Source organism: Bacillus sp. FSL K6-6038 (assembly GCF_038050455.1).
Lineage (GTDB): Bacteria > Bacillota > Bacilli > Bacillales > Bacillaceae_G > Bacillus_A > Bacillus_A pseudomycoides.
In genome coordinates this window covers 3,013,815-3,040,170 of sequence record NZ_JBBOUH010000001.1, presented here as the reverse complement: position 1 = coordinate 3,040,170, position 26,356 = coordinate 3,013,815, and the positions used below count along the sequence as shown (strand labels likewise).

Annotated in this window: 18 protein-coding genes and 4 pseudogenes; 17 read left to right on the top strand and 5 right to left on the bottom strand. The window is 36.8% G+C overall.

Annotation, left to right across the window (positions count from 1 at the left end; translation table 11 throughout):
• Positions 1–19 precede the first annotated feature (19 nt).
• From hblD to hblB, 4 genes and pseudogenes are all read left to right on the top strand, one after another.
• Positions 20–1,240, top strand: a complete 1,221-nt coding sequence (hblD, locus tag NSQ40_RS15865; RefSeq protein WP_003203683.1) for a hemolysin BL lytic component L1 — start codon at positions 20–22, stop codon at positions 1,238–1,240.
• 37 nt (positions 1,241–1,277) lie between these two features.
• A complete protein-coding gene (gene hblA, locus NSQ40_RS15860; RefSeq protein ID WP_033797466.1) occupies positions 1,278–2,405 on the top strand; it encodes a hemolysin BL binding component B in 1,128 nt (375 codons plus the stop codon).
• Between the two features lie 215 nt (positions 2,406–2,620).
• Positions 2,621–2,783 (top strand): annotated as a pseudogene (locus NSQ40_RS15855) (hemolysin BL lytic component L1); the annotation flags it as partial.
• A gap of 36 nt (positions 2,784–2,819) precedes the next feature.
• Positions 2,820–4,220 carry a hemolysin BL regulatory component HblB gene (hblB, locus tag NSQ40_RS15850; RefSeq protein ID WP_003210068.1) on the top strand — a complete coding sequence of 467 codons (1,401 nt, stop codon included), beginning with the start codon at positions 2,820–2,822 and terminating at the stop codon, positions 4,218–4,220.
• 145 nt (positions 4,221–4,365) lie between these two features.
• Here hblB and NSQ40_RS15845 read toward each other — a convergent pair.
• Both NSQ40_RS15845 and NSQ40_RS29485 read right to left on the bottom strand, forming a co-directional pair.
• Positions 4,366–4,539: pseudogene (locus NSQ40_RS15845) on the bottom strand (cytochrome P450); the annotation flags it as partial.
• Positions 4,539–5,073 (bottom strand): annotated as a pseudogene (locus NSQ40_RS29485) (cytochrome P450); the annotation flags it as partial. The pseudogenes NSQ40_RS15845 and NSQ40_RS29485, both read right to left, overlap by 1 nt.
• Between NSQ40_RS29485 and NSQ40_RS15835 the strand changes: the two are divergent.
• Together NSQ40_RS15835 and NSQ40_RS15830 are read left to right on the top strand one after the other, a co-directional pair.
• Positions 5,069–5,659 carry a DUF3994 domain-containing protein gene (locus NSQ40_RS15835; RefSeq protein WP_003203071.1) on the top strand — a complete coding sequence of 197 codons (591 nt, stop codon included), beginning with the start codon at positions 5,069–5,071 and terminating at the stop codon, positions 5,657–5,659. The pseudogene NSQ40_RS29485 and the gene NSQ40_RS15835 sit on opposite strands and share 5 nt — an antisense overlap.
• Positions 5,660–5,757: 98 nt before the next feature.
• Positions 5,758–6,146: pseudogene (locus tag NSQ40_RS15830) on the top strand (LysR family transcriptional regulator substrate-binding protein); the annotation flags it as partial.
• A gap of 150 nt (positions 6,147–6,296) precedes the next feature.
• On the opposite strand, the gene NSQ40_RS15825 reads toward NSQ40_RS15830, so the two are convergent.
• A complete protein-coding gene (locus NSQ40_RS15825) occupies positions 6,297–7,289 on the bottom strand; it encodes a F510_1955 family glycosylhydrolase (protein ID WP_003203074.1) in 993 nt (330 codons plus the stop codon).
• 261 nt (positions 7,290–7,550) lie between these two features.
• Between NSQ40_RS15825 and NSQ40_RS15820 the strand changes: the two genes are divergently transcribed.
• From NSQ40_RS15820 to NSQ40_RS15800, 5 genes are all read left to right on the top strand, one after another.
• Positions 7,551–8,834 (top strand): aminopeptidase P family protein, encoded by a 1,284-nt coding sequence (locus tag NSQ40_RS15820; RefSeq protein WP_098101464.1) that lies wholly within the window; start codon positions 7,551–7,553, stop codon positions 8,832–8,834.
• A gap of 127 nt (positions 8,835–8,961) precedes the next feature.
• Positions 8,962–10,593 (top strand): multicopper oxidase family protein, encoded by a 1,632-nt coding sequence (locus NSQ40_RS15815; protein WP_258248324.1) that lies wholly within the window; start codon positions 8,962–8,964, stop codon positions 10,591–10,593.
• 120 nt (positions 10,594–10,713) lie between these two features.
• The gene (locus NSQ40_RS15810; RefSeq protein WP_018766744.1) at positions 10,714–10,884 is read left to right on the top strand and encodes a hypothetical protein; all 171 of its coding nucleotides are present in this window, start codon (positions 10,714–10,716) and stop codon (positions 10,882–10,884) included.
• Positions 10,885–11,844: 960 nt separating this feature from the next.
• Positions 11,845–13,587 (top strand): ABC transporter ATP-binding protein, encoded by a 1,743-nt coding sequence (locus tag NSQ40_RS15805; RefSeq protein WP_258248325.1) that lies wholly within the window; start codon positions 11,845–11,847, stop codon positions 13,585–13,587.
• Between the two features lie 309 nt (positions 13,588–13,896).
• Positions 13,897–14,250 (top strand): hypothetical protein, encoded by a 354-nt coding sequence (locus tag NSQ40_RS15800; protein ID WP_003209400.1) that lies wholly within the window; start codon positions 13,897–13,899, stop codon positions 14,248–14,250.
• Between the two features lie 530 nt (positions 14,251–14,780).
• Here NSQ40_RS15800 and NSQ40_RS15795 read toward each other — a convergent pair.
• The gene (locus NSQ40_RS15795; protein ID WP_018766747.1) at positions 14,781–15,320 is read right to left on the bottom strand and encodes an STM3941 family protein; all 540 of its coding nucleotides are present in this window, start codon (positions 15,318–15,320) and stop codon (positions 14,781–14,783) included.
• A 188-nt stretch (positions 15,321–15,508) separates the two neighbouring features.
• Positions 15,509–15,811, bottom strand: a complete 303-nt coding sequence (locus tag NSQ40_RS15790; protein ID WP_003202614.1) for a hypothetical protein — start codon at positions 15,809–15,811, stop codon at positions 15,509–15,511.
• A 261-nt stretch (positions 15,812–16,072) separates the two neighbouring features.
• On the opposite strand from NSQ40_RS15790, the gene NSQ40_RS15785 reads away from it, so the two are divergent.
• Genes NSQ40_RS15785 through NSQ40_RS15760 form a run of 6 tightly spaced genes read left to right on the top strand, consistent with a single transcriptional unit; the run spans position 16,073 to position 25,849 of the window.
• A complete protein-coding gene (locus NSQ40_RS15785) occupies positions 16,073–19,501 on the top strand; it encodes a DUF4132 domain-containing protein (RefSeq protein WP_258248326.1) in 3,429 nt (1,142 codons plus the stop codon).
• Between the two features lie 15 nt (positions 19,502–19,516).
• Entirely contained in the window at positions 19,517–20,623 is a 1,107-nt protein-coding gene (locus tag NSQ40_RS15780; protein WP_003202619.1) for an ATP-binding protein, read from the top strand.
• Positions 20,584–22,890 (top strand): DUF5682 family protein, encoded by a 2,307-nt coding sequence (locus tag NSQ40_RS15775; RefSeq protein ID WP_258248327.1) that lies wholly within the window; start codon positions 20,584–20,586, stop codon positions 22,888–22,890. The genes NSQ40_RS15780 and NSQ40_RS15775 overlap by 40 nt, the downstream gene beginning before the upstream one ends.
• The gene (locus tag NSQ40_RS15770; RefSeq protein WP_018783374.1) at positions 22,880–23,986 is read left to right on the top strand and encodes a VWA domain-containing protein; all 1,107 of its coding nucleotides are present in this window, start codon (positions 22,880–22,882) and stop codon (positions 23,984–23,986) included. Before NSQ40_RS15775 ends, NSQ40_RS15770 begins: the two co-directional genes overlap by 11 nt.
• Positions 23,962–25,596, top strand: coding sequence for an SWIM zinc finger family protein (locus NSQ40_RS15765; protein ID WP_258248328.1), 1,635 nt, complete (start codon positions 23,962–23,964; stop codon positions 25,594–25,596). Before NSQ40_RS15770 ends, NSQ40_RS15765 begins: the two co-directional genes overlap by 25 nt.
• The gene (locus tag NSQ40_RS15760) at positions 25,571–25,849 is read left to right on the top strand and encodes a hypothetical protein (protein ID WP_018766753.1); all 279 of its coding nucleotides are present in this window, start codon (positions 25,571–25,573) and stop codon (positions 25,847–25,849) included. Before NSQ40_RS15765 ends, NSQ40_RS15760 begins: the two co-directional genes overlap by 26 nt.
• The last annotated feature ends 507 nt before the right edge of the window (positions 25,850–26,356 follow it).

Below are 26,356 nucleotides of genomic sequence, written 5' to 3'. Positions count from 1 at the left end.
ACTAAGGAGGAGAATAGATATGAAGAAATTTCCATTTAAAGTGTTGACTTTGGCCACTCTGGCAACGGTTATCACTGCTACTACCGGTAACACTATTCATGCATTTGCACAAGAAACGACCGCTCAAGAACAAAAAGTAGGGAATTATGAATTAGGGCCTGAAGGGCTGAAGAAAGCATTAGCTGGAACAGGATCTCATATTCTTGTAATGGATTTGTACGCAAAAACAATGATTAAACAACCAAATGTAAATTTATCCAATATTGATTTAGGTTCAGAAGGAGCAGAATTAATTAAAAATATTCACCTTAATCAGGAACTGTCACGAATCAATGCGAATTATTGGTTAGATACAGCGAAGCCGAAAATTCAAAAAACAGCACGTAATATTGTAAATTACGATGAACAATTTAAAAATTATTACGATATATTGGAAGCTGCTGTACAAAAGAAAGATAAAGCAGAGTTAAAAGAGGGCATAAATGATTTAATCACTACAATTAATACAAATTCAAAAGAAGTCACAGAAGTAATTAAGATGTTACAAGACTTCAAAACAAAACTGTATGACAATTCTATAGGGTTTAAAAATAATGTTGGTGGCCCAGATGGGCAAGGTGGATTAACGGCACTATTAGCTGGAAATAATGCACTGATTCCACAACTTCAAGCTGAAATTGAGAAGCTACGTTCTACTCAGACAGAGCATTTTAACAATGTATTAGCATGGTCAATTGGTGGTGGATTGGGAGCATTCATTTTAGTTGCTGCAGCCATTGGAGGAGCGGTAGTAATTGTTGTGACTGGCGGTACAGCAACACCAGCTGTTGTTGGTGGACTTGCAGCTCTCGGTGCAGCTGGTATCGGTTTAGGAACAGCTGCTGGTGTCACGGCGTCTAAGCATATGGACTCCTATAACGAAATTTCTAAAAAAATCGGAGAATTAGGTACGAAGGCCGATCTTGCTAGCCAAGCAGTTATTTCGCTTACTAACGCGAAAGCAACTTTGACAGATCTGTATCAAACAGTGGATCAAGCGATACTGTCTCTAACAAATATCCAACAACAATGGAATAAAATGGGGGCCAACTATACAGATTTACATGATAATATCGACTCTATGCAAGAACATAAATTCTCTTTAATACTTGATGATTTAAAAGCTGCTAAACAAAGTTGGAGTGATATTCATAAAGATGCAGAATTCATTTCGAAAGACATCGCTTTTAAACAAGAATAGAACTTATAATCAAAACCTATATTAGGAGGAATACGAAATGCTAAATAAAATCCCTTACAAATTAATCGTTGCATCGGCGCTTTTAACTATGACAACAACTTCTGTAGTCTCACCAGTAGCAACTTTTGCAAGTGAAATTGAACAAACGAACAATGGAGATACGTCTCTTTCAGCAAATGAAGTGAAGATGAAAGAAACCTTGCAAAAGGCTGGGTTATTTGCAAAATCTATGAATGCCTATTCTTATATGTTAATTAAGAATCCAGATGTGAATTTTGAAGGAATTACTATTAATGGATATGTAGATTTACCTGGTAGAATTGTACAAGATCAAAAGAATGCAAGAGCACATGCGGTTACATGGGATACGCAAGTAAAAAAACAGCTTTTAGATACATTAACAGGCATTATTGAATACGATACAACATTTGAAAATTATTATGAAACAATAGTAGATGCGATTAATACAGGGGATGGAGAGACTTTAAAAGAAGGGATCACAGATTTACGAGGTGAAATTCAACAAAACCAAAAGTCTGCACAACAATTAATACAAGAATTAACTAAGTTAAGAGACGCTATTGGACAAGATGTTAGAGCATTTGGAAGCGATAAAGAACTCTTGCAGTCGATTTTAAAAAACCAAGGTGCTGATGTTGAGGCCGATGAAAAGCGTCTACAACAAATTTTAGACTCAGTAAACTATTATAAAAAATTAGAGTCTGATGGATTTAATGTAATGAAGGGCGCCATTTTGGGCCTACCGATAATTGGTGGTATCATAGTGGGTATAGCAAGAGATAATTTATCTAAGTTAGAGCCTACATTAGCAGAATTACGTCAGACTGTAGATTATAAAACAACATTAAATCGTGTAGTTGGAGTTGCGTATATTAATATTAATGAGATGCATAAGGCACTTGATGATGCTATTAATGCTCTTACTTATATGTCCACGCAATGGCATGATTTAGATTCTCAATATTCGGGAGTACTGGGACATATTGAGAATGCATCTCAAAAAGCTGATCAAAATAAATTTAAATTCTTAAAACCTAACTTGAATGCTGCTAAAGATAGTTGGAAAACATTAAGAACAGATGCGGTTACATTAAAAGAAGGGATAAAAGAATTAAAAGTGGAACCTGTTACTCCGCAAAAATAAGGAAATATTGGTTCCGTTGCAAAGTTACCTAAAACATAGAGAATCTATGATTACATTGTTAAATAGTAATGCAACAATTAGTAATTCCTTATACACCGAAAAGGCGGAGTCTCATGAAAGACTTCGCCTTTCACTTATATAGAAGTTTCATCCAAATAACAAGATAAACGTGCAATTTTACTTATTTTTAAAAAACTTGCAACAGAATCGGTTAATTGGGGACAGATTATAAAGATTTACTTGATAATATCGAATCTATGCAACAACATAGATTCTCTTTCATATTTGATGATGTAGAGGTTGCTAAAGAAAGTTAGAATGATATTCCTAAAAGATGCAGAACTCATTTCGAAAGACATCGCTTTTAAAGAAGAATAGAATTTAAAATCAAAATCTATATAGGAGGAATATAAAATGATGAAAAAACTCCCTTACAAAATACTCGCTGTATCGACGTTTTTAACTATAACAACCACTTATGCGGTCACATCAGTAGCAGCTTTTGCAAGTGAAATTGAACAAACTAACAATGGAGATATGTCCCTTTCAGCAAATGAAGAACAGATGAAAAAAGTTTTGCAAGATGCTGGGGTATTTGCAAAATCTATGAATGAATATTCTTATTTGTTAATTAATAATCCAGATGTGAGTTTTGAAGGAATTACTATTAATGGGTATGCAGATTTACCTATTAAAATTGTACAAGATCAAAAGAATGCTAGAGCACATGCTGTTACATGGGATACGCAAGTAAAAAAACAGCTTTTAGATACATTGACAGACATTATTGAATACGATACAAAATTTGAAAATTATTATGAAACATTAGTAAAGGCGATCAATACAGGGAATGGAGATACTTTAAAAACAGGGATTACAGATTTACGGGGGGAAATTCAACAAAATCAAAAGTCTGCAAAAGCATTAATAGAAGAATTAACTAAATTAAAAAACGATATTGGAGAAGATGTTAGAGCGTTTGGAAGCCATAAAGAGACCTTGCAATCGATTTTAAAAAACCAAGGTGCTGATGTGGAGACTGACCAAAAGCGTTTAGATGAAGTTTTAGGACAAGTAAACTATTATAAAAAATTAGAATCTGATGGATTAACAATGGTGAAAATCCCTTTTATTCCCACATTGATTTCTGGTGGTATAATGATAGGTACAGCAAGAGATAACTTAGGCCGATTAGAGCCTACATTAACAGAATTACGTAAGACTGTAGATTATAAAATAACATTAAATCGTGTAGTTGGAGTTGCGTTTCATAATATTAGTGATATGCATAGTACGATTGATAATGCTATTACTGCTCTTACTTATATGTCCACGCAATGGGATGATTTAGAATCTCAATATTCGGGCGTACTGGGACATATTGATACAGCAGCTCAAAAAGCTGATCAAAATAGATATAAATTCTTAAACCCTAACTTGAATTCAGCTAAAGACAGTTGGAAAACATTAAGAACAGATGTTGTCACATTACAAGAAGGGATGAAAATTGCAGAGAAAAAAGAACAGGATCTTATGAATCAGCTTCGTCCATCAAACGTTTTCTACTTTTATAAAAAAATTCATAACGCATACACATTTGAAATAAAGACTGGAACAAATGCACCAAATGCGTCTTATAAAGTTATGAATTTAACTAAAAACACTGTTCATAATATGTGGAGTGGAGGACCAAATACAAACATGTGGGCTGACTGGCTTTCATTCAATCCAAAAGATGAATTTGCGGTGGTAGCAGTAGTAGATGGGAAAGAATACGTTGTATATAAAGACAAAGTAGAAAATATAATGAACTGAACCCGAAAAGTTAGACAGAAAAATTACGCAGCTATTGGAGATGGTACACTAAACTGGACACTAAGTTAAGTGAAAAAGATGATTCAGAGAGTTCTGTTGCAAAGTTTTTTAACAGATAAAAAGTTGGTAGGATTGCAGATGGATTTTATGCAATCCTTAGTAATTGTTGTAATTTATTATACGTCGAAAAAACGAAGTTTGGTTGTTGCAAACTTCGTTTTCGTTTATATAGAGCATGAACGGTTTCAATGCCTTTCAAGGTACGTGAAGCATGACGAATACTTTGAAATCCTGCGAATTTGGCAAAACGCCAGCTGATCATGAGCGGTCCAGCATAGCGAAGTAGCTCTTCGATAGCATTCGGTAGCAAAGAAGGATTACTACGCAACAATGCTAATTGTTCGGGATGTTTCTGCAAAGCAACCATACCATTTCCAATTAAATTGGTTGTGGTCTCATGTTCAGCAGTAATGAGTAATTGGACGGTAGAGAGCAGTTCGGGTTCACTCAGTTTATCCTCCTGATCGTGTGCGTGTATCAGGGAGCTGATTACACCCTCCGTTGGATGTTTTCATTTTTCTTCCAATGTTTCTCGGAAACATGAGTAATACTCTTTGATCCATGCATGATGGTCTTGATTAGGATCTGCCTTTATGCTCACCCACAAATCATAAATTTTCTCTTGATACAAAACAGGTATTCCTAACATCTCAGCAATAACCCGAAATGGAAAAGCAAAATCTGCAATAAGATCCATCTTCCCTTTTTTCTGTACTGCATCCAATAATTCATCTGTAATCTGTTGAATACGAGGTTCTAGATTCGCGATCATTTGAGGGGGAAAAGCTATGGAACATTATACAAAGGCATTTAAACTAAATAATGAAGTGTTCACTCGAACAAAACAAGGTTCAAAAACAGATAAAGAATTAATGGAAGAAGCTGAATCTGAACTGAAAAAGGGTGACGAGTATTGGTTTAAATTCTATAAAAATCTTGAAGATAAGATAAAAATCGGCACTGATGGTACAGTAACCGCTAAAACTTTAAGAGAATTAGATAAGAAATCTGGTATCGACTCAGAAGCAGTAAGAACTAACTTATCTAAAGAAGGGAAAGAACTAGTAGGTAAGTGGGGATTAGATAAATTGGAAGGTTTTATTGTTTCTTTAATCATGAATGAAGATGGAACATACGAAGCGTATGGAAAAGGTGATTATTCAAACAAGGATAAGACTTATGCTAAAGGTAAATGGACTTATGACTCTAATTCTCAAACTATCACATTGCATGTGGAAAAGAACTTAATAAACGGTGAAGAACAAAAAGAAGCAAAGAATGTAGATGTTCCGTATACAGTTCAAAACTTTGATGGAAAGAACATTCAATTATTTAGTCCTAAGACTTATAACACTATCAAGTATGTAAAACAAAAATAAACTACGGCTACTGCAACTAATAAAAATCTTTAGATGTAAACGTCAAGTAACTCCAAAATATACAATAAAGGTTGATTCTAGAATTACTTTACATTTACTCAGTTACTGTATATTGTTTGGCGAGTGTATCGAATTAGGCAATTTTGATCAAAGTCAGTATGTGCTTGCAGTTCGAGAAGGAAGCTATCAGGAAGTGTTAGATTGGCTGTCTTCTGGAAGTGCAGATTTTTCTATTTCTATAAAAGAAAATTTAATTTCAGGGTTTCATTATGATGTCATTGGTGAAGATCCGTATGTCATGGTTTCTTCTAAGTCTGTTCCATCTGATCTTACAATTAAAGAGTTGAAAAATTATCCTTTTATAATGCCGCTTTCTGGTTGTAAAGAAGTACTTGAACCATATTTGACGAAAAATGAAATAGTAGTTAATAAAGTGATGGAGTCAGAGACAATTAGTTCGGCATTAGCACTAATGTTTCCTGTTAATTGGCAAGGAGCAAGGGTACCTACTATGCCTAATAAAAACGCAAATAATAGAGGTTTTGATTTCGTAGAATTCGCGACATCCATTAAAGGAGACATCAGTTGATAACTCCATTCACTAATTGTTGAAAACACGTTATATTCACCTTTCTAACTAGTTATATTGTAATGTCCCATCTTTAGCAACCTGCTTCCACGTTTTACCGCTATCCGTAGAAAAGAATACATTTGCTTTCATTGTAGCAAAAACCATTTCAGATGAATTTTGAGGGTTTTGTGAAATATACATAATTTTATCTTTAGAATCTAAAGATGGAATTTGTATGTTTGTCTCTTCATTTGTAGCAATAGATTGCTTCGTTATCGTTTGTTGATTTTGCTTACTAATAGGGGCATAAATAACATCTTCATTACTAAATGTAACTGCGGTCGATTCAAGTGATTTAGAGAATAATTCAAACGTATTCCCGTAATCTGTAGATAAATAAACACCGTCTTTAGCACTTACCGCGACTACACTAGATTGATCCGGATGTACTGAAAATGAATGGATTGTACTTGATAGCCCCTTTAACTTACTATTTTTCCATTCTTGTCCGTTATTTGTACTGAAATAAACACCATTTTGTAATTTAGAATTTGGACGCTCGTTATATAAATAGATCGCTTCCATATTATATCCGACAGCAAGGTTATGAAAATCAGATTCTCCATAAAAGGCTAGCTTTTCAAGGGTATTTCCACCATCAGAACTTTTCATTAACCCTAAAGGATTTTTTAAATTTGTGCCTGGTTCAGGATGCCCGCTGGCAAAGAATCCGTTTTTCGTTGCCTGAAATCCCATATAATCGTGTAGTTGGGTAGTAGTATCAAACCATTTGCCATTTTGATAAACTTTTATACCATTGTGAGTTGCGATAGAAACCCCAGGCATATTTCCTGCATAGCCAATTCCATGAATGTGCTCGATTTTTCCAGATGTAATTTCTTTATAGAAGTTTGGCGGAATCGTATTTGCTGTTTCTTTATTTTTGGGCTGAGATTGAATCGTTTCTTTTTTTACTAGTTGTGTTTCTACATTGTTAGAACAACCTGTAATTATAAATAAAGAAGTAATTGCTAATCCTGTTGCTACATAATATTTCACGTTTTTAGACTCCTTTCCTATATGTATGAGATTTTAAGTATATGGAATAAATGTCAAGAAATTGTGGAGTGATATGCATGATTTCGAGTGGAAAGGAATCGTTGGGGAATCTGTATCTCGCTTAAACTGGCAGTAGGACGCTCACTGATTAATGTTTTACTTTCTACACGATAATTATTAATTGACGAAAAATTATAACAATAATAAAATGAATTACATTGGATAATTTGTTTTGATACATAGAATTCAAGGGGGATTATTATGAAGCCAACATTTTTTGCCCAAAATAGAGAACGATTAACGAGAACATTGCCAGATGAATCGATTACTATTTTATTTGCCGGACAGGCACCACATATGTCAGCTGATGCACACTATAAATTTGTGCCGAATCGAAATTTTTACTATTTAACGGGAATCGATGAGCCAAATGTTATTTTTATTTTAAAAAAATTTGGAGATAGTGTAGAAGAAACTCTTTTCATTGAAAAACCAGATCCAGTGCTTGAAAAATGGGTTGGTAAAACCGTTTCGAAAGAAGAAGCAGAAAATATTTCTGGTATTAAGAAGGTTGTATATATAGAAAGTTTTGAAGTAACAATTGCGAATACACTTTTCGCAGAAAATGTGAAACATGTGTATTTAGATTTGGAACGTCGTAATTGGAAAGGTACTGAGACGAAGGCGCTAGCATTTGCGAAGCACGTAAGAGAACAATATCCTCATCTTTCAATTGGGAATGTCTATCCGAACATTTGTGAATTACGAGTGTTCAAAACAGATGAAGAAATTGAAAAAATAAAAGAAGCAATTACGGTTACTCAAGAGGGTATTTATAATGTGCTGAAACAAGCGAAAGCAGGCATAATGGAATATGAATTAGAAGCGCATTTTGATTTCACATTAAAATCGTCTGGTATTAAATATCATGCATTCGATACAATTTTGGCGAGTGGTAAAAATGCTACTGTGCTGCATTATGAAGATAATGATGCAAAAGTGCAACAAGGTGATTTAGTACTGCTCGATTTAGGTGCTCAAAAAGACTACTACAATGCTGATATTAGTTACACATTCCCAGCTAGTGGAACATTCTCTAATCGCCAAAAACAAATATATAATATTGTATTAAAAGCATTAAAAGAAACAACTGAACTTATAAAGCCAGGATTAAAATTCGCTGCATTAAATGAACATACAAAAAAAGTACTGGCAGAAGAGTGTAAAGAAATTGGTTTAATTCAAGAAGATGAGGAACTATCTAAATATTATTATCATGGTGTGAGCCATTTCCTCGGTTTAGATACTCATGATGTAGGAACATACAAAGATAGAGTATTAGAAGAAGGTATGGTCATTACGATAGAACCAGGTTTGTATATTGAAGAAGAATCAATTGGAATTCGTATTGAAGATGATATTCTTGTCACAAAGGACGGATATGAAAACTTGTCAAAAGATATCATTAGAACGGTTGAAGAGATTGAAGAGTTTATGAGAGAAAATAATGAAAACGTTAAGGAAAGACAAGTTGTTACAAAATAGTAAATGTAAAAGACGCTCAATTTTTGGGCGTCTTTTACATTTACTATTTTGTTCATTTGGCATCTCCATATTTTCTTGAAAATCGTCTTATATAATAATCTTGAAAAAGCAAAAGGAGGAATTTTCCATGAAGAGATTTGTATTAACAGCAGTTACAGTCTCCGTAATATCTTTAATTGCTGCATGTTCTGCGATCACAAATACAACAAATGATTATAAAAATATGAATGATAAAAAAACAGCACAGACTGAAACGGCTACAAAACCATTGAAAGTTGTAAAAGGACCAGAAGTTACTTTAATAGCAAAAGAAGAAAAGCAAAAGCTAAGTAACGGTGTTATTGTTCCAGTCTGGACATTTAATGGTTCATCTCCTGGACCAGAAATTAGGGTGAAAAAAGGTGAAAAGGTTAAAGTGACATTAAAAAATGAATTATCTGCACCAGTATCTATTCATTGGCATGGGTATCCTGTCCCAAATAACATGGATGGAATTCCAGGTGTGACACAAGATGCGGTTGAATCTGGAAAAAGTTTCACCTATGAATTTAAAGCGAACGTACCAGGAACGTATTGGTATCATTCGCATCAAGATTCTGTAAATCAACTAGATAGAGGCTTGTATGGTGCTCTCGTTGTAGAAGATACGAATGAAAAGTATGATAAAGATTACACATTAATGTTAGATGAATGGGTAACAGATAAACAAGAAATCGATAAGCAGTTAAAAGAAATGACAAAAGGGAAAACAGAAAAAGCAGACGGTAATAAATCTAGTATGGATAATAAAAATACGAAAAAGAATGATGATATGAAAGGCATGGAACATTCCGGTATGGACATGGGCAGTGATAAAAAAGACTCTGGGAATATGAGGATGAAAGGTCATGATATGAGCATGTATGACTTATTCACAATCAATGGTAAAAGCGGGGATTTAGTGGAGCCATTAAAAGTGAACAAGGGAGACAAAGTTCGACTTCGACTAGTTAATGCTGGTTACCTATCACATGATATCCATGTTCATGGTCATGATATTAAAGTAATTGCGACAGATGGCCAACCAATTAATGATCCAAAAGTTATTAAGGACAAAGTAATTTCAATTGCACCAGGTGAACGTTATGATGTTGAATTTACTGCTAACAACCCTGGAAAATGGTATGTTGAGGACCATTCAGAAGATAAAGGTGCAAAAGGAATGAAAGCTGTTATTGAATATGATGGCAGCAAAGAGATGAAAGACAAGACAAATGAAAAAGAAAAACTACCAAAATTAGATATGACAAAATATGGTGCTAAAAAATTAGGTGATTTCACGTTAGACCAGCAGTATACTGTCACATATAATATGGACTTGAATACTCAAATAAATGGAAATGAAATGGTATATACAATTAACGGTAAAGTATTTCCGGATATCGACCCAATTCCAGTGAAAAAGGGTGACTTAGTAAAAGTAAAATTAGTAAATCGCTCTAAAACAGATGATCACCCGATGCATTTACACGGTCATTTCTTCCAAGTATTAAGTAAAGATGGAAAAACGATAGAAGGTTCTCCAATTGTTAAAGATACTTTGAACTTGAAACCTGGAGAAGAATATGAAGTAGCCTTTGTAGCAGATAATCCGGGGGAATGGATGTTCCACTGTCATGATTTACACCATGCTTCAGCAGGGATGGTAACAGAAGTGAAATATACAGATTACAAATCTGATTATGTTCCAAACCCTAACACTCCAAATAAGCCAGAATAATATAAAATTCATGTAGTTCATAATAATATAAAGCAATTATCTTATGGATAGCTGCTTTATTAATTTTGGTTGTTAGTGTTACTGCATATGTTGATTATGCCCGGATGAAGGTGGAGGAGTATGATCTGGGAATGTTACGAATACCTTTCTATAGGTATTATGTTAGAAATTGATAAGAATACATTTAATATTCTTGTAAATTTAGTAGAGAAGAGTAAGATGAATGATTTTTTATATAATTTTATCATTCATTATAGAAGAGAAGAAGGGAACTCTCAAAACAGTATTTGATTATCTACCCATAGATAATCAATATGCATGTGACGCCAAAAGATGGTTCCTGTTATACCACCTATTATGTTTCCTTCTTCGTCTCTTACCACCAGGCTTACATTCTCAGAAGGAGATTTTACTTCATCTGGTAGTTGTGAAGTATTATATTCTATAACTTTCTGTCTAATGTAATTACTATCTTCTTGATTCCATTGTTGAACTATCCGTATGAAAATTCCCTCTTTTCTGATTTTCTTATTTCGAACATCATATCATGTTAAAAATAATACAACCAGATACAAAAAAGATGATGCATATCCCATTCAGTTCTAGTTAACATTAGATCATATTATCGGGATTCAATGTATTTTGGAGACAACCGAAAGCCCTCCAGTTAAACGAACTGAAGGGCTTTCGAGTTCATATAATTAGTATTGTTGGCAGTTATGGCTGTCTTTTTTTATTTAATTCTTGCAAAACTTTTTTCGGCTTGATTCGCTTTTACCACCAAGCCGACAGACCAAAAGCAAGGGGCATGCCTAAATCAAAATATGAAAGAAATAATAGGAGGTGTTCGGAAATTTGAACGCTTGAAAAATGGGTATAAGTTTTCTCTTTAAACTGTGAAAAATGGTGATGAATAAACATTCATGTAAGGTTAACGTAACGTACTAAAAACGAAAGTTAAAAGCTTGTATTTTTTGCTATGTTAAACATTAACGTTGATAATTCACCAAAAAGAAAAAAGGTACTTTTTTTGTGTTGTCATTTGTTCCAATTATGGAAAATCGTCGGAATATTCTGTTTAATGATTGGTAAATAAATTACAATGATAATATCAATGAACAAGGAGGTAATTTACATGAAAAATGTGAAGATTCAAACCGCACAAACATATAAGGGTGGAACACTTTCTTAAATGTAAACGGTGTACTCCCTTATATGTGTCATTCCAAAAACACTAAAAAGGGGTAAATCATGAATTTTCCAGTTGAAAAATTTTTCTCTTACTACAAACCGTATTTAAAGCTGTTTTTAATTATATTGGCATGTGCCTTAATCGTATCTTCAGTGTCTTTGGTGTTTCCTTTGCTTGTTCGGTATATTACGAAGGATGTTCTTGAAAGGGATTTATCAACGGCGCTAAGTAAAGTGTTATGGATCGGCGGGCTGATGCTTGTCTTGGTTGCAGTTCAAAATATAGGGAACTACTTTGTGGACTATAAAGGTCATGAAGTAGGTGCGCGGATGGAAGGTGATATGCGCAGTGAGCTGTTTGCACACATGCAAAAGCTTTCTTTTAGTTTTTACGACAAGGAAAAGACAGGCCAGCTCATGTCTCGGATAACAAACGACCTGCTAATGATTTCTGAACTTTTTCATCACGGTCCTGAAGATTATGTAAAATATATAGTTCGCTTTGTGGGAGCGTTTTTCATTTTATTCTTTATTAATGCTCCATTAACGATTGCCGTTTTCTGCTTTTTGCCAGTGTTAGGTGTCTTTTCTTTATATTTTAACAGGCTCGAGAATAGGGCATTAAGAAGAAACAAAGAGCGAATTGGATATATAAACGCACAGGTAGAGGATAGTCTAGCAGGAATCCGTGTAGTAAAATCGTTCGCCAACGAGCACGTTGAAATCGAGAAGTTTAACCGGGAAAATAAAAGGTTCCTTGATAGTAGAAAAAAATTCTACAAGACAGAAGCGAACTTTTACAACGGAATACAAACTTTTATCCAACTGATAACGATTACAGTGGTCATTTTTGGGAGTGCCAAAATTGTCAACAATACGTTAGATTTAGCGGATTTGATTACATTTCTACTGTATGTAAATTTTATGATTGAGCCAATTCAAAAACTGACTCAAATGAATACGCTATTTCAAGAAGGAATCACCGGCTTTCAGCGCTTTATGGAAATCATGAATTTGAAGCCGGCAATCGAAAGTAATCCGAATGCAGTGACTCTGCAAGCAGTTCGCGGTGAAGTTGAGTTTAAGCAGGTTTCCTTCCGTTACGAAGACCATTTGACCGATGTCTTGGTAAATATGTCACTTCAAATACATCCAGGGGAGTTCGTGGCGTTTGTTGGTCCGTCGGGCGTGGGGAAAACGACGTTATGCTCACTCATCCCTGGCTTTTATGATGTGACGGAGGGGGAGGTGTTAGTAGACGGTATTAATGTTCGCCATATCGACCTACAGTCCTTAAGAAAAAGTATTGGAATAGTACAGCAAGATGTTTATCTCTTCGCAGGAACGGTAATGGAAAATATTCGATATGGTAATCCAGCAGCCAGTGATGAAGAAATAATGAATGCAGCCAAGCATGCAAATGCCCATGACTTTATCATGAACTTGCCAAACGGCTACCATTCCGAGATTGGACAACGAGGTGTTAAACTTTCTGGCGGTCAAAAACAAAGGGTAAGCATAGCTCGAGTTTTTTTAAAGAACCCACCAATCCTCATTTTAGATGAGGCAACAAGTGCACTAGATAATGAGAGCGAAAGCATCATTAAGGAATCACTCGAACTGTTAGCAAAAGGGCGTACAACAATCGTAATTGCCCATCGTCTTTCCACTATTCGAAATGTCCAACGAATTATCGTAGTAACGAAGGATGGCATTGTGGAACAAGGTACACACGATGAGTTACTTGCAAACAATGGGATGTATGCAAACCTGTATGCCAAGCAATTCGAATTAATATTATAATCTGTTTAGCTATAATAAATCGGTCCTCTTGGTAAAGGAGGCCGATTTACTTTTTACCTTGGATATTCTTCTACTAATCTGTCCGTTAGTTGAACAAGGAACAATGAATACTCCATTCACGTCAAGTTAACATAACACATCATTATACGCAGTAAACACAGAACCTAATTCTATAATCAACAAGGGTTAGACCTTATGAAAATGGTAGATAAATAGTTATGAAAACTATAGAAAATTAACATTGAATAGTGGATAGTTTGAATGAGAGCCTAAATTAGGCGGGAGAATATATATAGAGGAGAATAATAGATGAGTAAAATAGCAATTAAAATAATTCCTAATGCTCCATTTCATACATATATAGCACCTTTAAGAAAGTACACGAGTTTAGCGATTATAGAAATCAAAAATAAAATTGCAAACAGAGATTTTATTGCCGAAACTGATGCGAATGATCTGGATAATATGGAGAAGTTAAAAGAATTAATTGACAATTTATTGGACTTAGGTGCAGAAATAAAAATATTTGAAAGTGATGAATATGGCAAGGCGGGTGATTATCAAAAAATTTCTCACCAAGAATTTATGAATAGTATTGAACAATTAAAAGAAATTATGGAAGAATTACAGGATTACGATGATGCTTTGGCTGACGAGGTTTAATTTGAGAAGGTTAAATGCTATGGAGTGATTTTAATAACTGTTATTGTAAACATATAAACGGGTCATAAAGCTAATAGTTCTAAAATTAAAAATACAAAAGTACATAAAACAAGTGAATGAATATCGACGTAAAAACAAATGAACATCGCATGAATCAAATGATATAAAGGTAATGCATCGTCAGAGATGAGCAGTAACCTCTTACAACTAAAGACATGAGAGGTTCAAAATGTTTATTGTAGATATTAAATGAAGTTAAAATATTTATAAAAAAGATTTCAAGAAGGGAATTCTATATCTAATAGCAGAAAGAAAAGATACTAGATTTAAAGCAATTAAAACCATAATGTACCCCCCATTCTTTCATAGCATAATTGCAAATGAATAAAGAATGGGGGGGATAAATATACTCATTAATTAAAATTATAACTATTTAATGGAAAGTAGCAGAACAAAATAAATATAAAAGAACATCTTTTTCATCGAGATGTTCTTTTTTTCCATATACCTAAATTAATTCTTTTGTTATATTATTTCGCTTCATCTTCAGGGATTAAAAAGCTTATATCATACTCATCTAACTTCTCAAGTAATGCTTCTCCATCGATTCTCAATAAATTCATATGAATATTAAATGGTATAAATCCAGCACGCTTATTAACTCGATACAGTCGTTGTCCTTTTGAAGGTATAGAGGCAATATATCGATCTTCAACATCATCTTCCATCACAATTCCTAAATACTTTTGCCCTTGGATTGCATAAGGTAAAACACCTAATACATCCTCCAAAGCAATTTTCACAGGAAAGTTTGGATTGTTAATAATTGTAATGTATTCTTGTTCTAAAATGATGGCTGGTTTTTTCGTAAGCATTTTTTGGATAACTTTCCAAAGAGCAATTAGTACAACGAATGCAAGAGCTCCAAATAAAAATCCAACTATGAAATTAGGCTCCTCAGACGAAAATGCATACATAACAATAAAGAGAAACATCACTTCAACTACCAAAGTCAAAAAAAATAATCCAACTACTTTTCTCTTTGATTCATAAATATCATATTTTCTCATACGATTCCCCCCCACTCATATAAATCCACCTTTATTTTCCAACATATTCGTCATCGCTATGCAGAACCGAAAGCAAAATGCCTATCCTATATAAATTGAAAAGTTTATGTGCCTTTTCAATTTATATATAATCTATTTCGCCCAACAGGACTGCAACATACAACACACATTCTCAAAGCGGCGATGTTTTAAATCTTCATTTGAAATCCAAAAATATAACATTCTACTTTCCGGTAAACCATTTTGCGTGTTTGTTCGTTGTGCAATTCTTCTAAATTCAATTGAGTGATAAAATGAAGGGGATGCTCTTTATATGTAGGATACATAAATAATACGGGTAAATTAAGAGCTCTCCCCATTTTCGAACAACCTATCGGTAATGCTTCCTCATGTCTTGGCACAACTTTTATACATTTACAAACATCGCCAATAGCTCTTCTTTCATATGTTAGTTGATATTTGCCAATCAATGCCTCCATACGTTTTTTCATAAAAACTTATAATTTAAAAAATTAGTACCTATACATCATACCATGAAAACGCTCATCACTTACTTTGTTTATCTTTATATCAAATTTTTAATGATCGTTTTAAAGAAACGTATGTTCGTATTCGGGTTGATATGATATACTAATAATGTAAATATATTCCGCGTTTTTATATCTGGAATTTCAGATATGCGAGAGAATAGGTATTATCATATGTATATGATATAACGATGAATTTATAAAAGAACTAGGGAGGCAGAGAGGATGGCAGTCAGTACATATCAGTTGTTTCAACAACTTAATATGACAGGAGCACAAGAAGAATTAGCATTGCGTTACTTGCAGACGAGAGATGAAGAAGTTTTAAAGCATATAGAACAAACGACCATTCGCGAAAATAAGCGTAGTGATTTTGCTTGGCAGTTCATGAATGACTTTAGGAAAACATATAAGCAAGATCCAGTGTTTTTTCGGTTATTCTATCATTTACTTGAGGATCAATTGTTGAATGTTCTTCTCGTGCGTTTTTCATATATGAGTTTTCCAGATATAAAGGTTTATTTCGAAAAAAGCGGTCTTTCATTCGATAGACTTGTAGTATTTGCTTGTAAGTATTTAACGAATCTTTCGCGTTCTGTAAATGAAGCGGATGTTTTTCTAAGACAATTAATAAAGGAAAATCCGAAGTATATAGAAGAACAGTTGCAAGTTATAACAGGTCAGCCAAAATTACTTTTGCTTCTAGTTATGTTAGATGCAGATTATGAGAGATTTCTTCCTTATCGTTCTTTACTGGAAGAAGAATTGCAAGAGCATGCGGAGTATATATTGAGGCTAAGCGGTGCAGAAGACAAGGTTGAAGCAGCTCAAAGGTACGTTCGAGGCGAATCTGTTAGTAAGGTGTTTGCCGGGTCATCTTTACCTGACTTTACTTGGCAGCAAATTTTTCGTATGTATCCGCATTCGGATGTTGCAAGAAGATATATGGAATTATTAGTGAAATGCTCTGTGGAAAATTTTATGAATTATGCAATTTCACATGTCAGCCATACTCTTGAACAGTCTGGAAACTACAAAAAAACAAAAAGTTTTTATGCACAGTTGTATGAAACAACCCGAGATTTGTGTGAGCAATTCGGTATTTCAGAGGAAAGATTTTTCGCATATCGCCTTACGCAGCATCATTTAGGTACTGTTGATTTTGATCGCGTATATGAATACCAATTTTTGCTTCGTATGGTAGAAGAGCAACCGGAATTTGTGCAGCGTACACTGCAATATTTAAGTCAAAGTCATTACCTTTTCGTATCAATGCTTTTAGCGGAAAAAGGGTACGAGTTACATAGAAACAAAGTACGTGAAGAGTTTTTAATGGTTGTCCTTCAAACAAAATCATCTGACATACGTGGTACATATCGTGACTATTTATTAGGCACTTTATCATTTGAGGATATGAAGCAATGGTTCGAAAGCTCGAAGTTTAGAAATAATTACTGGAGAATGCCTGTTTTAGAAATTGCATTACTTTGGGATATAGAGGAAGCAGCAAAGAGGGAAGCCGCTCTTACGCTTCAACTTGGGAAAGGTTATAACTATAGTTTATATGAACTTTTGCAGCGGTATGCTGCTATGGAGAACTCGCCAGAAAAGGTGCTGGAAGATCTGCTTTCCTACGGTTTATCGATGGAGAAGCTCGTTTCTTATTCTATTGAACAAGCTTCCGGGCATAGTGAGAAGCGAGATAAGGCAACGGAGGCACTCGTTCGTTTGTTTGTAAAAGAACGAGCGTATGTGACAGAGAAATTTCCTGAGTATTCTGCAGATGAACGGATTTTTATTTTGGATGAGCTGGCAAAGGATAACGTAGTTCAGACGCGTGATCTTCTCATTCAAAGCCTTGGGGATTCCTCTAAAAAGGTACGTACCGCTGCAGTAGAACTTCTTACAAAAGATACGGAGGCTGCAGAAGATGTAGCAAAGGAATTAAATCATAAAAAGAAAGTTGTTCGCGAAAATGCAATGCAAACACTTTTATATTATAAAATTGACAAATATACAAAGCTTGTACAGGAAGCTTTACAAGAAAAGAAAAACGCTTCTTTGACGGAGAAGTTTGCTCCATTGCTTGGTGACGGGGAATTAGAAGGAGCATCAGGAAGTATAGAAGCTCTTTGCACGCGTATTTTAACGCCGCAAAAAAGGAATGCACTTGTGCAGTGGCTCGGATTTGAACCGCAGATTCGTCTTCGCGATTCCGATACCATTGCAGATGCAATGATTCCTCTTACATATTTTCAGCAGTACGTATCAGATTCTGTTATTGAGAAGAAGGAAGTAGCAGAAGCAATAAGCGCTGCTCTTAACGAACAAGATTTGAAGGAAAATATACAAGCGATCTATCAGCTTTGGGTTTCTCAAGGCGCGGAATCGAAGAAACGCGGTATTCTTTCGTTGTACGGTATTTACAGTGATGATGAAATGGCGATGCAACTCAAAAAGCAGATTGATGAGTGGGCACTTGGTATGCGCGGAGCGATTGCTGCTGCAGCTGTTCAGGCGCTAGCGTTGTCCCAATCACATATTGGGCTAATGTCTATCCATGCGATGGCATTTAAGTATAAACATAAGCAAGTGCGTAATGCTGCGAAAGAAGCGCTGAGTCTCGCTGCTAAAACGCGTGGTATTACAGAAGAAGAGCTAGAAGATCAGCTTGTCCCAGACCTTGGGTTTAATAAACGCGGTGAAAAGACAATTGATTACGGCAGCAGAACATTTACTGCCTATTTAACTCCAAACTTGAAAATTGAGCTAAAAACGGGAGAAGGAAAACGAATAAAGTCGCTTCCGAAACCAAATGCAAAAGATGATGCGGAAAAAGCCGAGGAGGCTAAGGCGGAGTTATCCTCTATAAAGAAGCAGCTCCGAACTATGATTACGATGCAAACGCAGCGTCTTGAAACAGCACTTTCTCTGAATCGCTATTGGTCACAAAATACATGGAAGTCTCTGTTTGTAGAAAATCCAATTCTGCAGCAGTTTGCTATCTCCCTTATTTGGGGTGAGTATAAGGAAGGAAAGTTGCTTGCGATGTTCCGCTATATGGAGGATGGCACGTTTAATACGATTGAAGAAGAAGAGCATGAACTTACGCCAGACACTGTTATCGGTCTAATTCATCCGTTAGAATTGTCCGAGGACGAAAGGGAATTATGGAAGGAACAGCTAGAAGATTATGAGGTTACTCAGCCATTTCCGCAAATTGACCGCGAAGTATTTCAGGTTGAGGAGAATGAGGAAGTCACTGTGGAAAGGTTTGCTGGTATCCAGATCAATGGCCGTTCGCTGTTTGGTAAGATGACGAAGTACGGCTGGAGTCGTGGATCGGTTCAAGATGCCGGTGTATATTATACATTCTATAAAGAAGATACTCGCGCCGGACTAGGGGCGGAGCTTGCGTTTGAAGGGGCACCGGTTGGATATGAAGGTGAGGAGGATGTGTGCGTTTTTGAAATTCAATTTTACAAAGCAGGCACGGTGAGCCGCGGTTCATATGACTACGACGAAATTGATCATGAGAGACGCGTTTTACCGAAGCAAGTATCGGAACGCTTTTTCAGTGAAATTTTATATGATATAAAACGGGCAACAGAATCGAATCTTGGCCGTGATGAAAACTGGCGCAGCAAGCGATAAGAAAGGAACTGACATATGCAGTCTATTAAACCATTAATGGAAGAATTATATGAAATAGAATTGAATGCGTTAGAAGCGAATGATTCGTTTCCGAAACCACCTAACTGGCGATTGTCACCGCGTGCCGTTCGGACGTTTATTATCGGACAAGAAGAACCGCTTCTTTTAGAAGGAAAAGAAGTGGAAATTAGTCGTAAGTTTTATGGTAATGATGCGCTTGTGGAACGAGCAATTGTCACATTAGCAGGAAACCGAGGACTTATGTTAATCGGAGAGCCAGGAACAGCAAAGACGATGCTAAGCGAGCTGCTTTCTGCCGCAATATGCAGAAATAGCCGTAACACTGTGCAAGGAACAGCTGCTACGATGGAAGATACGATTAAGTATTCGTGGAACTATGCACTTCTTCTTGCGAAAGGGCCTGTAAGGGAGGCGCTTGTGCCAGGACCTCTCTTTGTTGGGATGGAACAAGGGAGATTAACTAGATTTGAAGAATTGACTCGCTGTCCGCAGGAAGTGCAAGATTCATTGATCAGCGTTCTGAGCGATAAAGTACTAAATATTCCGGAGTTTGGGGAGCAAGGAATTCTTACAGCTAAGCCTGGATTTAATATTATTGCGACGGCTAACACACGAGATCGCGGTGTGAATGAGATGAGTAGTGCATTGAAGCGTCGTTTTAATTTTGAAACGGTGCATCCGATTAAGGATGTAAAGCTTGAAGCAAAAATAATAGAGTCACAAGTAACGCGCTTATTAGGAGCATCAGGCATCACACCAAAAGTGGATGAGACGGTTGTTCAGCTGTTAGCGACTGTTTTTCATGAACTACGGGAAGGTGTAACTGCTGAAGGAAAACGAATCGATCAGCCATCTTCTGTTATGAGTACTGCAGAAGCAGTATCGGTATATTATCAAAGCGCAATGGATGCGTATTATTATGGAAGCGGACAAGTGAAGATGGATGCGCTTGTTCGGTATTTATCGGGCACAATTGCGAAAGAAAACAAGGATGATTTAGAAAAGCTGCGCAGTTACTTTACAAGCATCGTTAGGGCGCGAGGTCAAGTAGGAGGAGAGGTATGGAAGTCGTTTTTCGAAGCTCGCAATCAGCTGAAGTAAATGCATTGTTTCAAAGAGCTTACAATTTAGATCACAACGTCGTATACGTGCCGATTCGCCATCATAGTCCTGCGTGCTCTTTTCATGTACAAAAGATCGTTAAATTCTATAAACCGGATGCGATTCTTATAGAAGGACCGATAGATTGCAATCCTCTTATTCCGCATATTGTGAGTGCAGAAAGTGAGGCTCCAATTTGTATATATTGCAGTTATGATGATAAAACGGATGTGCTTGAAAGAGGAGAAAGTGGAAAGTACCGTGTGTACTATCCCTTTCTCGACTATTCACCGGAACTTGTCGCGCTGCGGGAAGGAGCTGCGCGCAATATTCCAGTTTCATTTATTGATCTTCCTTATAAAGAATATTTGTTTGCAACGAAAAATGAGGAAGAGAATGGGAAGTATGACGAGCAATATTTCCGGCATAGCCAATATGTCCGTATGCTTTCGGAAAAAACGGGGTGCCGAAGTTTCCATGAATTTTGGGAGAAATATTTTGAACTGCAAGGCTTTCATATGACAAGTGAGGAGTTTGTCCGTCAGCTCTTCGATTATTGTTATTATACGCGTGCGGACTATACGCAGGAGATGTTGATAGAAGACGGTTGCGAAGCCAGGGAGATACACATGGCAAAGGAAATTGAAAAAGCGTGTAAAGTGTATGACAAGGTGCTCGTTATTACCGGAGGCTTTCATGTGAAAGGGCTTCTTGAATTGGAAGGGAAAAAGAAAAAGCTGTCCAAAAGCCCATTATCTAAAGCGTATGCCAAAAACTACCTTATGCCGTATTCTTTTTTGGAAAGCGATCAGATGCGTGGCTATGAGAGCGGTATGCCTGCACCTGCTTTTTACCAACATATTTGGGAGAACAGGGATGAAGCGGTAGCTGAGCAATTTATGATACGAATTGCTAGACAGCTAAAGGCAGAAGGAATATCAATGGCAGATGAGATTGAGGCTGCGCGAATGATACGTGAACTTGCACTGCTTCGGGGAAAGATGCAACCTGGATTGTATGAACTGATGGATGCAGTGCGTAGTGCATTCGTGAAAGGTGAGATATTCTCGGCAAATAAGCCTTTAGCGCTGCTTCAGACGAGTTTGCAAGGGACGAAGCGCGGAAAATTGTCAAAAGAAGCGGATGTGCCGCCGCTCGTGCATGATTTTCGTGCTTCTGTTCGTTCGTTTCGTCTTCCGGCGCATTCTACTGTACCACAGGAGACGATTCTTGACATATACAAGAAAGAAAGGCACTTGCGTTTAAGTCAATTCTTTCATTGCCTCGCTTTTTTAGGAGTTCCGTTTTGCGAGAAGCTGCGCGGCCCAAACTTAGCTAGAAAGCAGAATATTAATCTTATGCGAGAAACTTGGAAGTATCGTTTTTCAGCACAAGTAGAAAGTGCTCTGATTGATTTATCTGTGTATGGCGGAACGGTGAGAGAAGCTGCGCAGGAAATGCTAAGGGCAAAGCTGTATAAGGCAAAGGGACGGGCTGGAGAGGTGGCTCTTTTATTGCTAGAGGCCTACTTAAGCGGTTTGTTTTCCGATTTCGCTATGTACAATCAGTTTATAGATGAAGCAATACAGGCGGATGGAGATTTTGCTTCTATGGCAGATTGTGCTTACTATTTATCACAAATAGAAAAAGTAAATCAGCAAGCGGATCATGCTAGACATAAAGCACTTTCGTTATTTTCTGTTTTAGATGGGGGCGAACCAGCAATTATTGCGGAAAAACTTATCGATTTGTATACAATGCAGCCTGCAGACCAGCAATTTATTGAAGCACTGGAGCTTTATTTGCAAAGGGAAAAACGAGAAAGCCAAGTAGAAGGGGCAGTATTTGGGCTGTTAACTTCTTTAGGGAAGCGGAAAATCGATGAGGTAATGCAAGTGGCAGAAGGATATTTTTATGGAAGTGGCGATATGCAAAAGCAAGCTCCGATATTTTTGAATGGTTTGTTTGCTGGCGCAAAAGATATCTTCTTATATAACGAATCGCTGCTTGACGGAATGTCTCATGTTCTAGAAGAACTTGATGAAGAGACATTTTTACAAGTATTGCCGCAGTTGCGCCTCTTGTTCAGTCAATTCACGGCGCTTGAGGTGGATACGATTGCTAAACAGATTGCGCGGTTATATGGAGCCACAGAAGAAGTGATAAAAGAAGAAGCAATTTCCGAAGAAGTGCTGGCGTATGCAATACAGTTAGATCGCAAGGCACGGGAAATTTTAATAAGACGGGGGCTAGAAGATGGAGAATAACATTTCTTTAAATCGCTGGCGTCTTGTTCTTGGGAAACATGCAGATGACCAAATCACATTTCAGGAAGAAGACCCTGCATACAGAGCAATGGATGAGGTACTGGAGTTTTTGTACGAGAGAGAACGCGGAGAAGAACGCGGCGGGTCGTTGGATCCCTCTCAGCTAACAGTGCCGACTTGGATTTCGAAAGTGCGGGAGTTATTTCCGAAAGAAACCATTGAGATTATGGGAAATCATGCGCTAGAAAAGTATGAATTAACGGCTCTATTGCAAGATAAGCAAACGCTTGAAAAAATGGAGCCGAATATGAATTTATTAAAATGCATTTTACAATTTAAAGATTATGTAAAACCGGATGTATTAGACACAGCTAAACGTATTGTAGCGAAAGTCGCTGAGGAGTTGCGGCGTAATTTAGAGCAAGAAGTGAAGCACGCATTAAGCGGTAGACCAGATCGAAATCGTTCTAGTCGCGTTCGCACGATGCGCAACTTTGATTTTAAGAAAACGATTCGAAAGAACTTAAAGCATTTTGACAAGGAAACAAACGCCATTCATATTGAAAAACCGTACTTTTATGCTGCCACGAAGCACGTTAGCCCATGGCGTGTGATCCTCGCAGTAGACGAGAGCGGAAGTATGATTGATTCTGTTATTCATAGCGCAGTTATGGCGGGTATTTTTGCAAGCTTACCGACGATTAAGACAGATCTGTTCATCTTTGATACAGCTGTTGTTGATTTAACGGATCGTATTGACGACCCGGTGGAAACGCTTATGAGCGTACAGCTTGGGGGAGGAACATATATTGCTCAGGCGCTGCGCTACGCAACGAATAAAATCGAGATGCCTCATAAAACAATTGTCGTGCTTGTAACAGACTTATATGAAGGTGGCAGTTACAATGAAATGTACCGAGAAGCGATGAAGATTGTAGAATCAGGAGCAAAGCTGATCGTGCTAACATCTCTGGATCCGACTGCACAGCCTTTTTATGATAAACAGGCAGCTGAAAAAATGGCGGCGCTCGGTGCTCATGTAGCGGCGTTAACACCAGGGAGGTTGGCACAATGGATCGCAACAATCATTTCTTAAATGTTCTTTCCTCTATTGATGAAACATACTTAATTGCCATGTCTAACAAAGGAACATATAAGAGAGCAATGAAGGATTTGGCCGTTGTATCAAATGTCAAAATGGACGTAGAAGAGGGTGCAGCGCAAATACATCTTGATGACGGAATTACTGTAACGTTTACGGGTGATATACGCAGTTACTCTTGTAGTTGTGAAGCCCGTTCGATTTGTAAACATGTCATTATGGCTCTATTAGAAGCAAAGAAGATGTACGAAGGTGAAGAGAACATAAAAGTTGATTTCTCTGCTCTTTTGAATGTGAACGTTCGCAATATTGTCTCCGAAAAAATGTGGGCTGAAATGATGTTTCGCGAAACATTTCAGCAAAAGTTTGTTTTAGAAGAAGAGGGGGCTTTAATTGCCACTTTCCCAGAAGAGAATATAACAGTTCGCTTTCTAACAGCTGAATCGGTAGCGGATGCGATCTGTACGTGCAAAGCAGAGGGGATATGCCGGCATAAGGCAGAAGCGGTATATTGGTATCAAAAAGAGAAGGGAATCTCGCACGAAACGAAACAGATGCATCCTCTTATCATTGCGCCGGATAAGCTATCTATTTTCAAAGAAATGATCGAGCAAATTGTTCACTTTGGATTAACACGCCTTACCGAAAATACAATCTATGAAATAGAACAACTTTCTGTAAAAGCACGTTCTTTGAAACTCGCAAAGTTAGAGAATTTATTTCGTAAGCTCGGGGCGGATATTGGGCTATATCGGATGAAGCATGCATCTTTTCAAATGGCATCTTATCGGCAAACGGTGTCCGCGATTTATGAACACATTTTGTTGTTGGAACGCCACCATCTGCAAGAGGGTCCGTTTCGTTCGGAATATTACGAAGTTCCACCACTTATTTTGCATGCTTTTGGTGCATCTGGCTGGCAAACGAAGTCTGGTTATGTTGGTGTGACGTATTATTTCTATAATCGAGAACAGGAAAAGTGGATTACATACACACAGTCGCGCCCCATGTTTTATGAAGGGAGCAGCACAACTCCTGAAGAACTCCATGAAAGGCAAGTTCCATGGGGAATTGCAGGGAAAGGATACGAACTATCTCGTTCATCTGTCCGATTGAAGCAGGCAAAACTTAACGTCGATTTTCAATTGTCATCTAGCTCACAGACATTAGGAGAAGTGGAAGGAAAAACAAATGTGGCAGAGTGGCAATCTCTCTTTTTAACCTCATGGGAAGAACTATTAAAAAAAGTAAAAGAGCAAAGGTTAGAGGCAAATAAACAAGGAATCTTTTGTATCGAAGTTGCTGAAATAGGAGAATGGAAGTTTCAGAAGCAAGAACAAAAATGGATCATACCTCTTATCGATAAGAATGGGAAAACATTGCAAATGCAAATGATGAAACGACCAGAAAATGAGCGAATGATTCGACTTGTAAAAATATATATGGACTCGTTGCATATAAAGAGAATGCTAGTTCATCCTTATCAGGAAGGAACAAAGCTCGTTGTTACACCTATCATTTTATATACAGAAGCAGGAGAGATTATAAATACTACACTGAGTGGAGGGGGAACGTTCTATGATCGAGTTAATGCGCCTAATTGATGAATTGGAAGAAGTTCTAGATGAGATGCTTGTCTCAGGAGCAGGGACTGTCCCTCTTTCCTTTTTTCAGGATATAAAACGAGAATGCGAAAAGTATGGTCTTTCTTATGCCGCCACGCAGGTGCTTATCATAGAGGAAGAGCGAAACAAGGCCCGCTTTCTTCATAAAGAAGAAACAAACAAACTGACAGAAGCGTTTTGTAAGTTGCAGGAATATATTCAAGTTATAAAGGCTGAAATGCTGCATTTATAAATAGCTGGGTTAGTAGATGAATATTGAATTTAAATAAAAAGGTTTTCGCTAGAAGTATGCTGAAGAAGAAACGAAAACGCTCGCAGTGGGGAGAAATTGTACTGATTTTCCGAAAGTACTAATAATTGCCAAAATATTAATTTGCAAGTATAATAATAGTAAGAACGATGAGTGATAAAAAGAAAAGGGCAGTGTAGGAAAGAATTTCTTCGCCTTTCACGCGGTAGGTCGCAGGTTCGAATCCTTGCCTTCCCTGATGTTTTATTAACATTAGGGGAGTAGCTCAGTTTGGTAGAGCAACATATTGAGTCTTTCCGCCTATCTCCCTTTTTTATAATTCATATTTAATAGATTTGGGCAGTGTAGAGAAGGATTTCTTCGCTTTGGGTGCCGTGTGTCATGGGTTCGAATCCCATCCTTCCCATTTTGGAAGGTAGCTCAGTGGTAGAGCAACGTAATGAGCCTTTTCGCTTATCTCCCAAATCTTTAAACATTATGTATAACAGG

Coding starts and splice junctions, on each gene's coding strand:
- hblD (WP_003203683.1), top strand. CDS start 20: ATGAAGAAATTTCCATTTAAAGTGTTGACTTTGGCCACTCTGGCAACG.
- hblA (WP_033797466.1), top strand. CDS start 1,278: ATGCTAAATAAAATCCCTTACAAATTAATCGTTGCATCGGCGCTTTTA.
- hblB (WP_003210068.1), top strand. CDS start 2,820: ATGATGAAAAAACTCCCTTACAAAATACTCGCTGTATCGACGTTTTTA.
- NSQ40_RS15835 (WP_003203071.1), top strand. CDS start 5,069: ATGGAACATTATACAAAGGCATTTAAACTAAATAATGAAGTGTTCACT.
- NSQ40_RS15820 (WP_098101464.1), top strand. CDS start 7,551: ATGAAGCCAACATTTTTTGCCCAAAATAGAGAACGATTAACGAGAACA.
- NSQ40_RS15815 (WP_258248324.1), top strand. CDS start 8,962: ATGAAGAGATTTGTATTAACAGCAGTTACAGTCTCCGTAATATCTTTA.
- NSQ40_RS15810 (WP_018766744.1), top strand. CDS start 10,714: ATGATCTGGGAATGTTACGAATACCTTTCTATAGGTATTATGTTAGAA.
- NSQ40_RS15805 (WP_258248325.1), top strand. CDS start 11,845: ATGAATTTTCCAGTTGAAAAATTTTTCTCTTACTACAAACCGTATTTA.
- NSQ40_RS15800 (WP_003209400.1), top strand. CDS start 13,897: ATGAGTAAAATAGCAATTAAAATAATTCCTAATGCTCCATTTCATACA.
- NSQ40_RS15795 (WP_018766747.1), bottom strand. CDS start 15,320: ATGAGAAAATATGATATTTATGAATCAAAGAGAAAAGTAGTTGGATTA.
- NSQ40_RS15790 (WP_003202614.1), bottom strand. CDS start 15,811: ATGAAAAAACGTATGGAGGCATTGATTGGCAAATATCAACTAACATAT.
- NSQ40_RS15785 (WP_258248326.1), top strand. CDS start 16,073: ATGGCAGTCAGTACATATCAGTTGTTTCAACAACTTAATATGACAGGA.
- NSQ40_RS15780 (WP_003202619.1), top strand. CDS start 19,517: ATGCAGTCTATTAAACCATTAATGGAAGAATTATATGAAATAGAATTG.
- NSQ40_RS15775 (WP_258248327.1), top strand. CDS start 20,584: ATGGAAGTCGTTTTTCGAAGCTCGCAATCAGCTGAAGTAAATGCATTG.
- NSQ40_RS15770 (WP_018783374.1), top strand. CDS start 22,880: ATGGAGAATAACATTTCTTTAAATCGCTGGCGTCTTGTTCTTGGGAAA.
- NSQ40_RS15765 (WP_258248328.1), top strand. CDS start 23,962: ATGGATCGCAACAATCATTTCTTAAATGTTCTTTCCTCTATTGATGAA.
- NSQ40_RS15760 (WP_018766753.1), top strand. CDS start 25,571: ATGATCGAGTTAATGCGCCTAATTGATGAATTGGAAGAAGTTCTAGAT.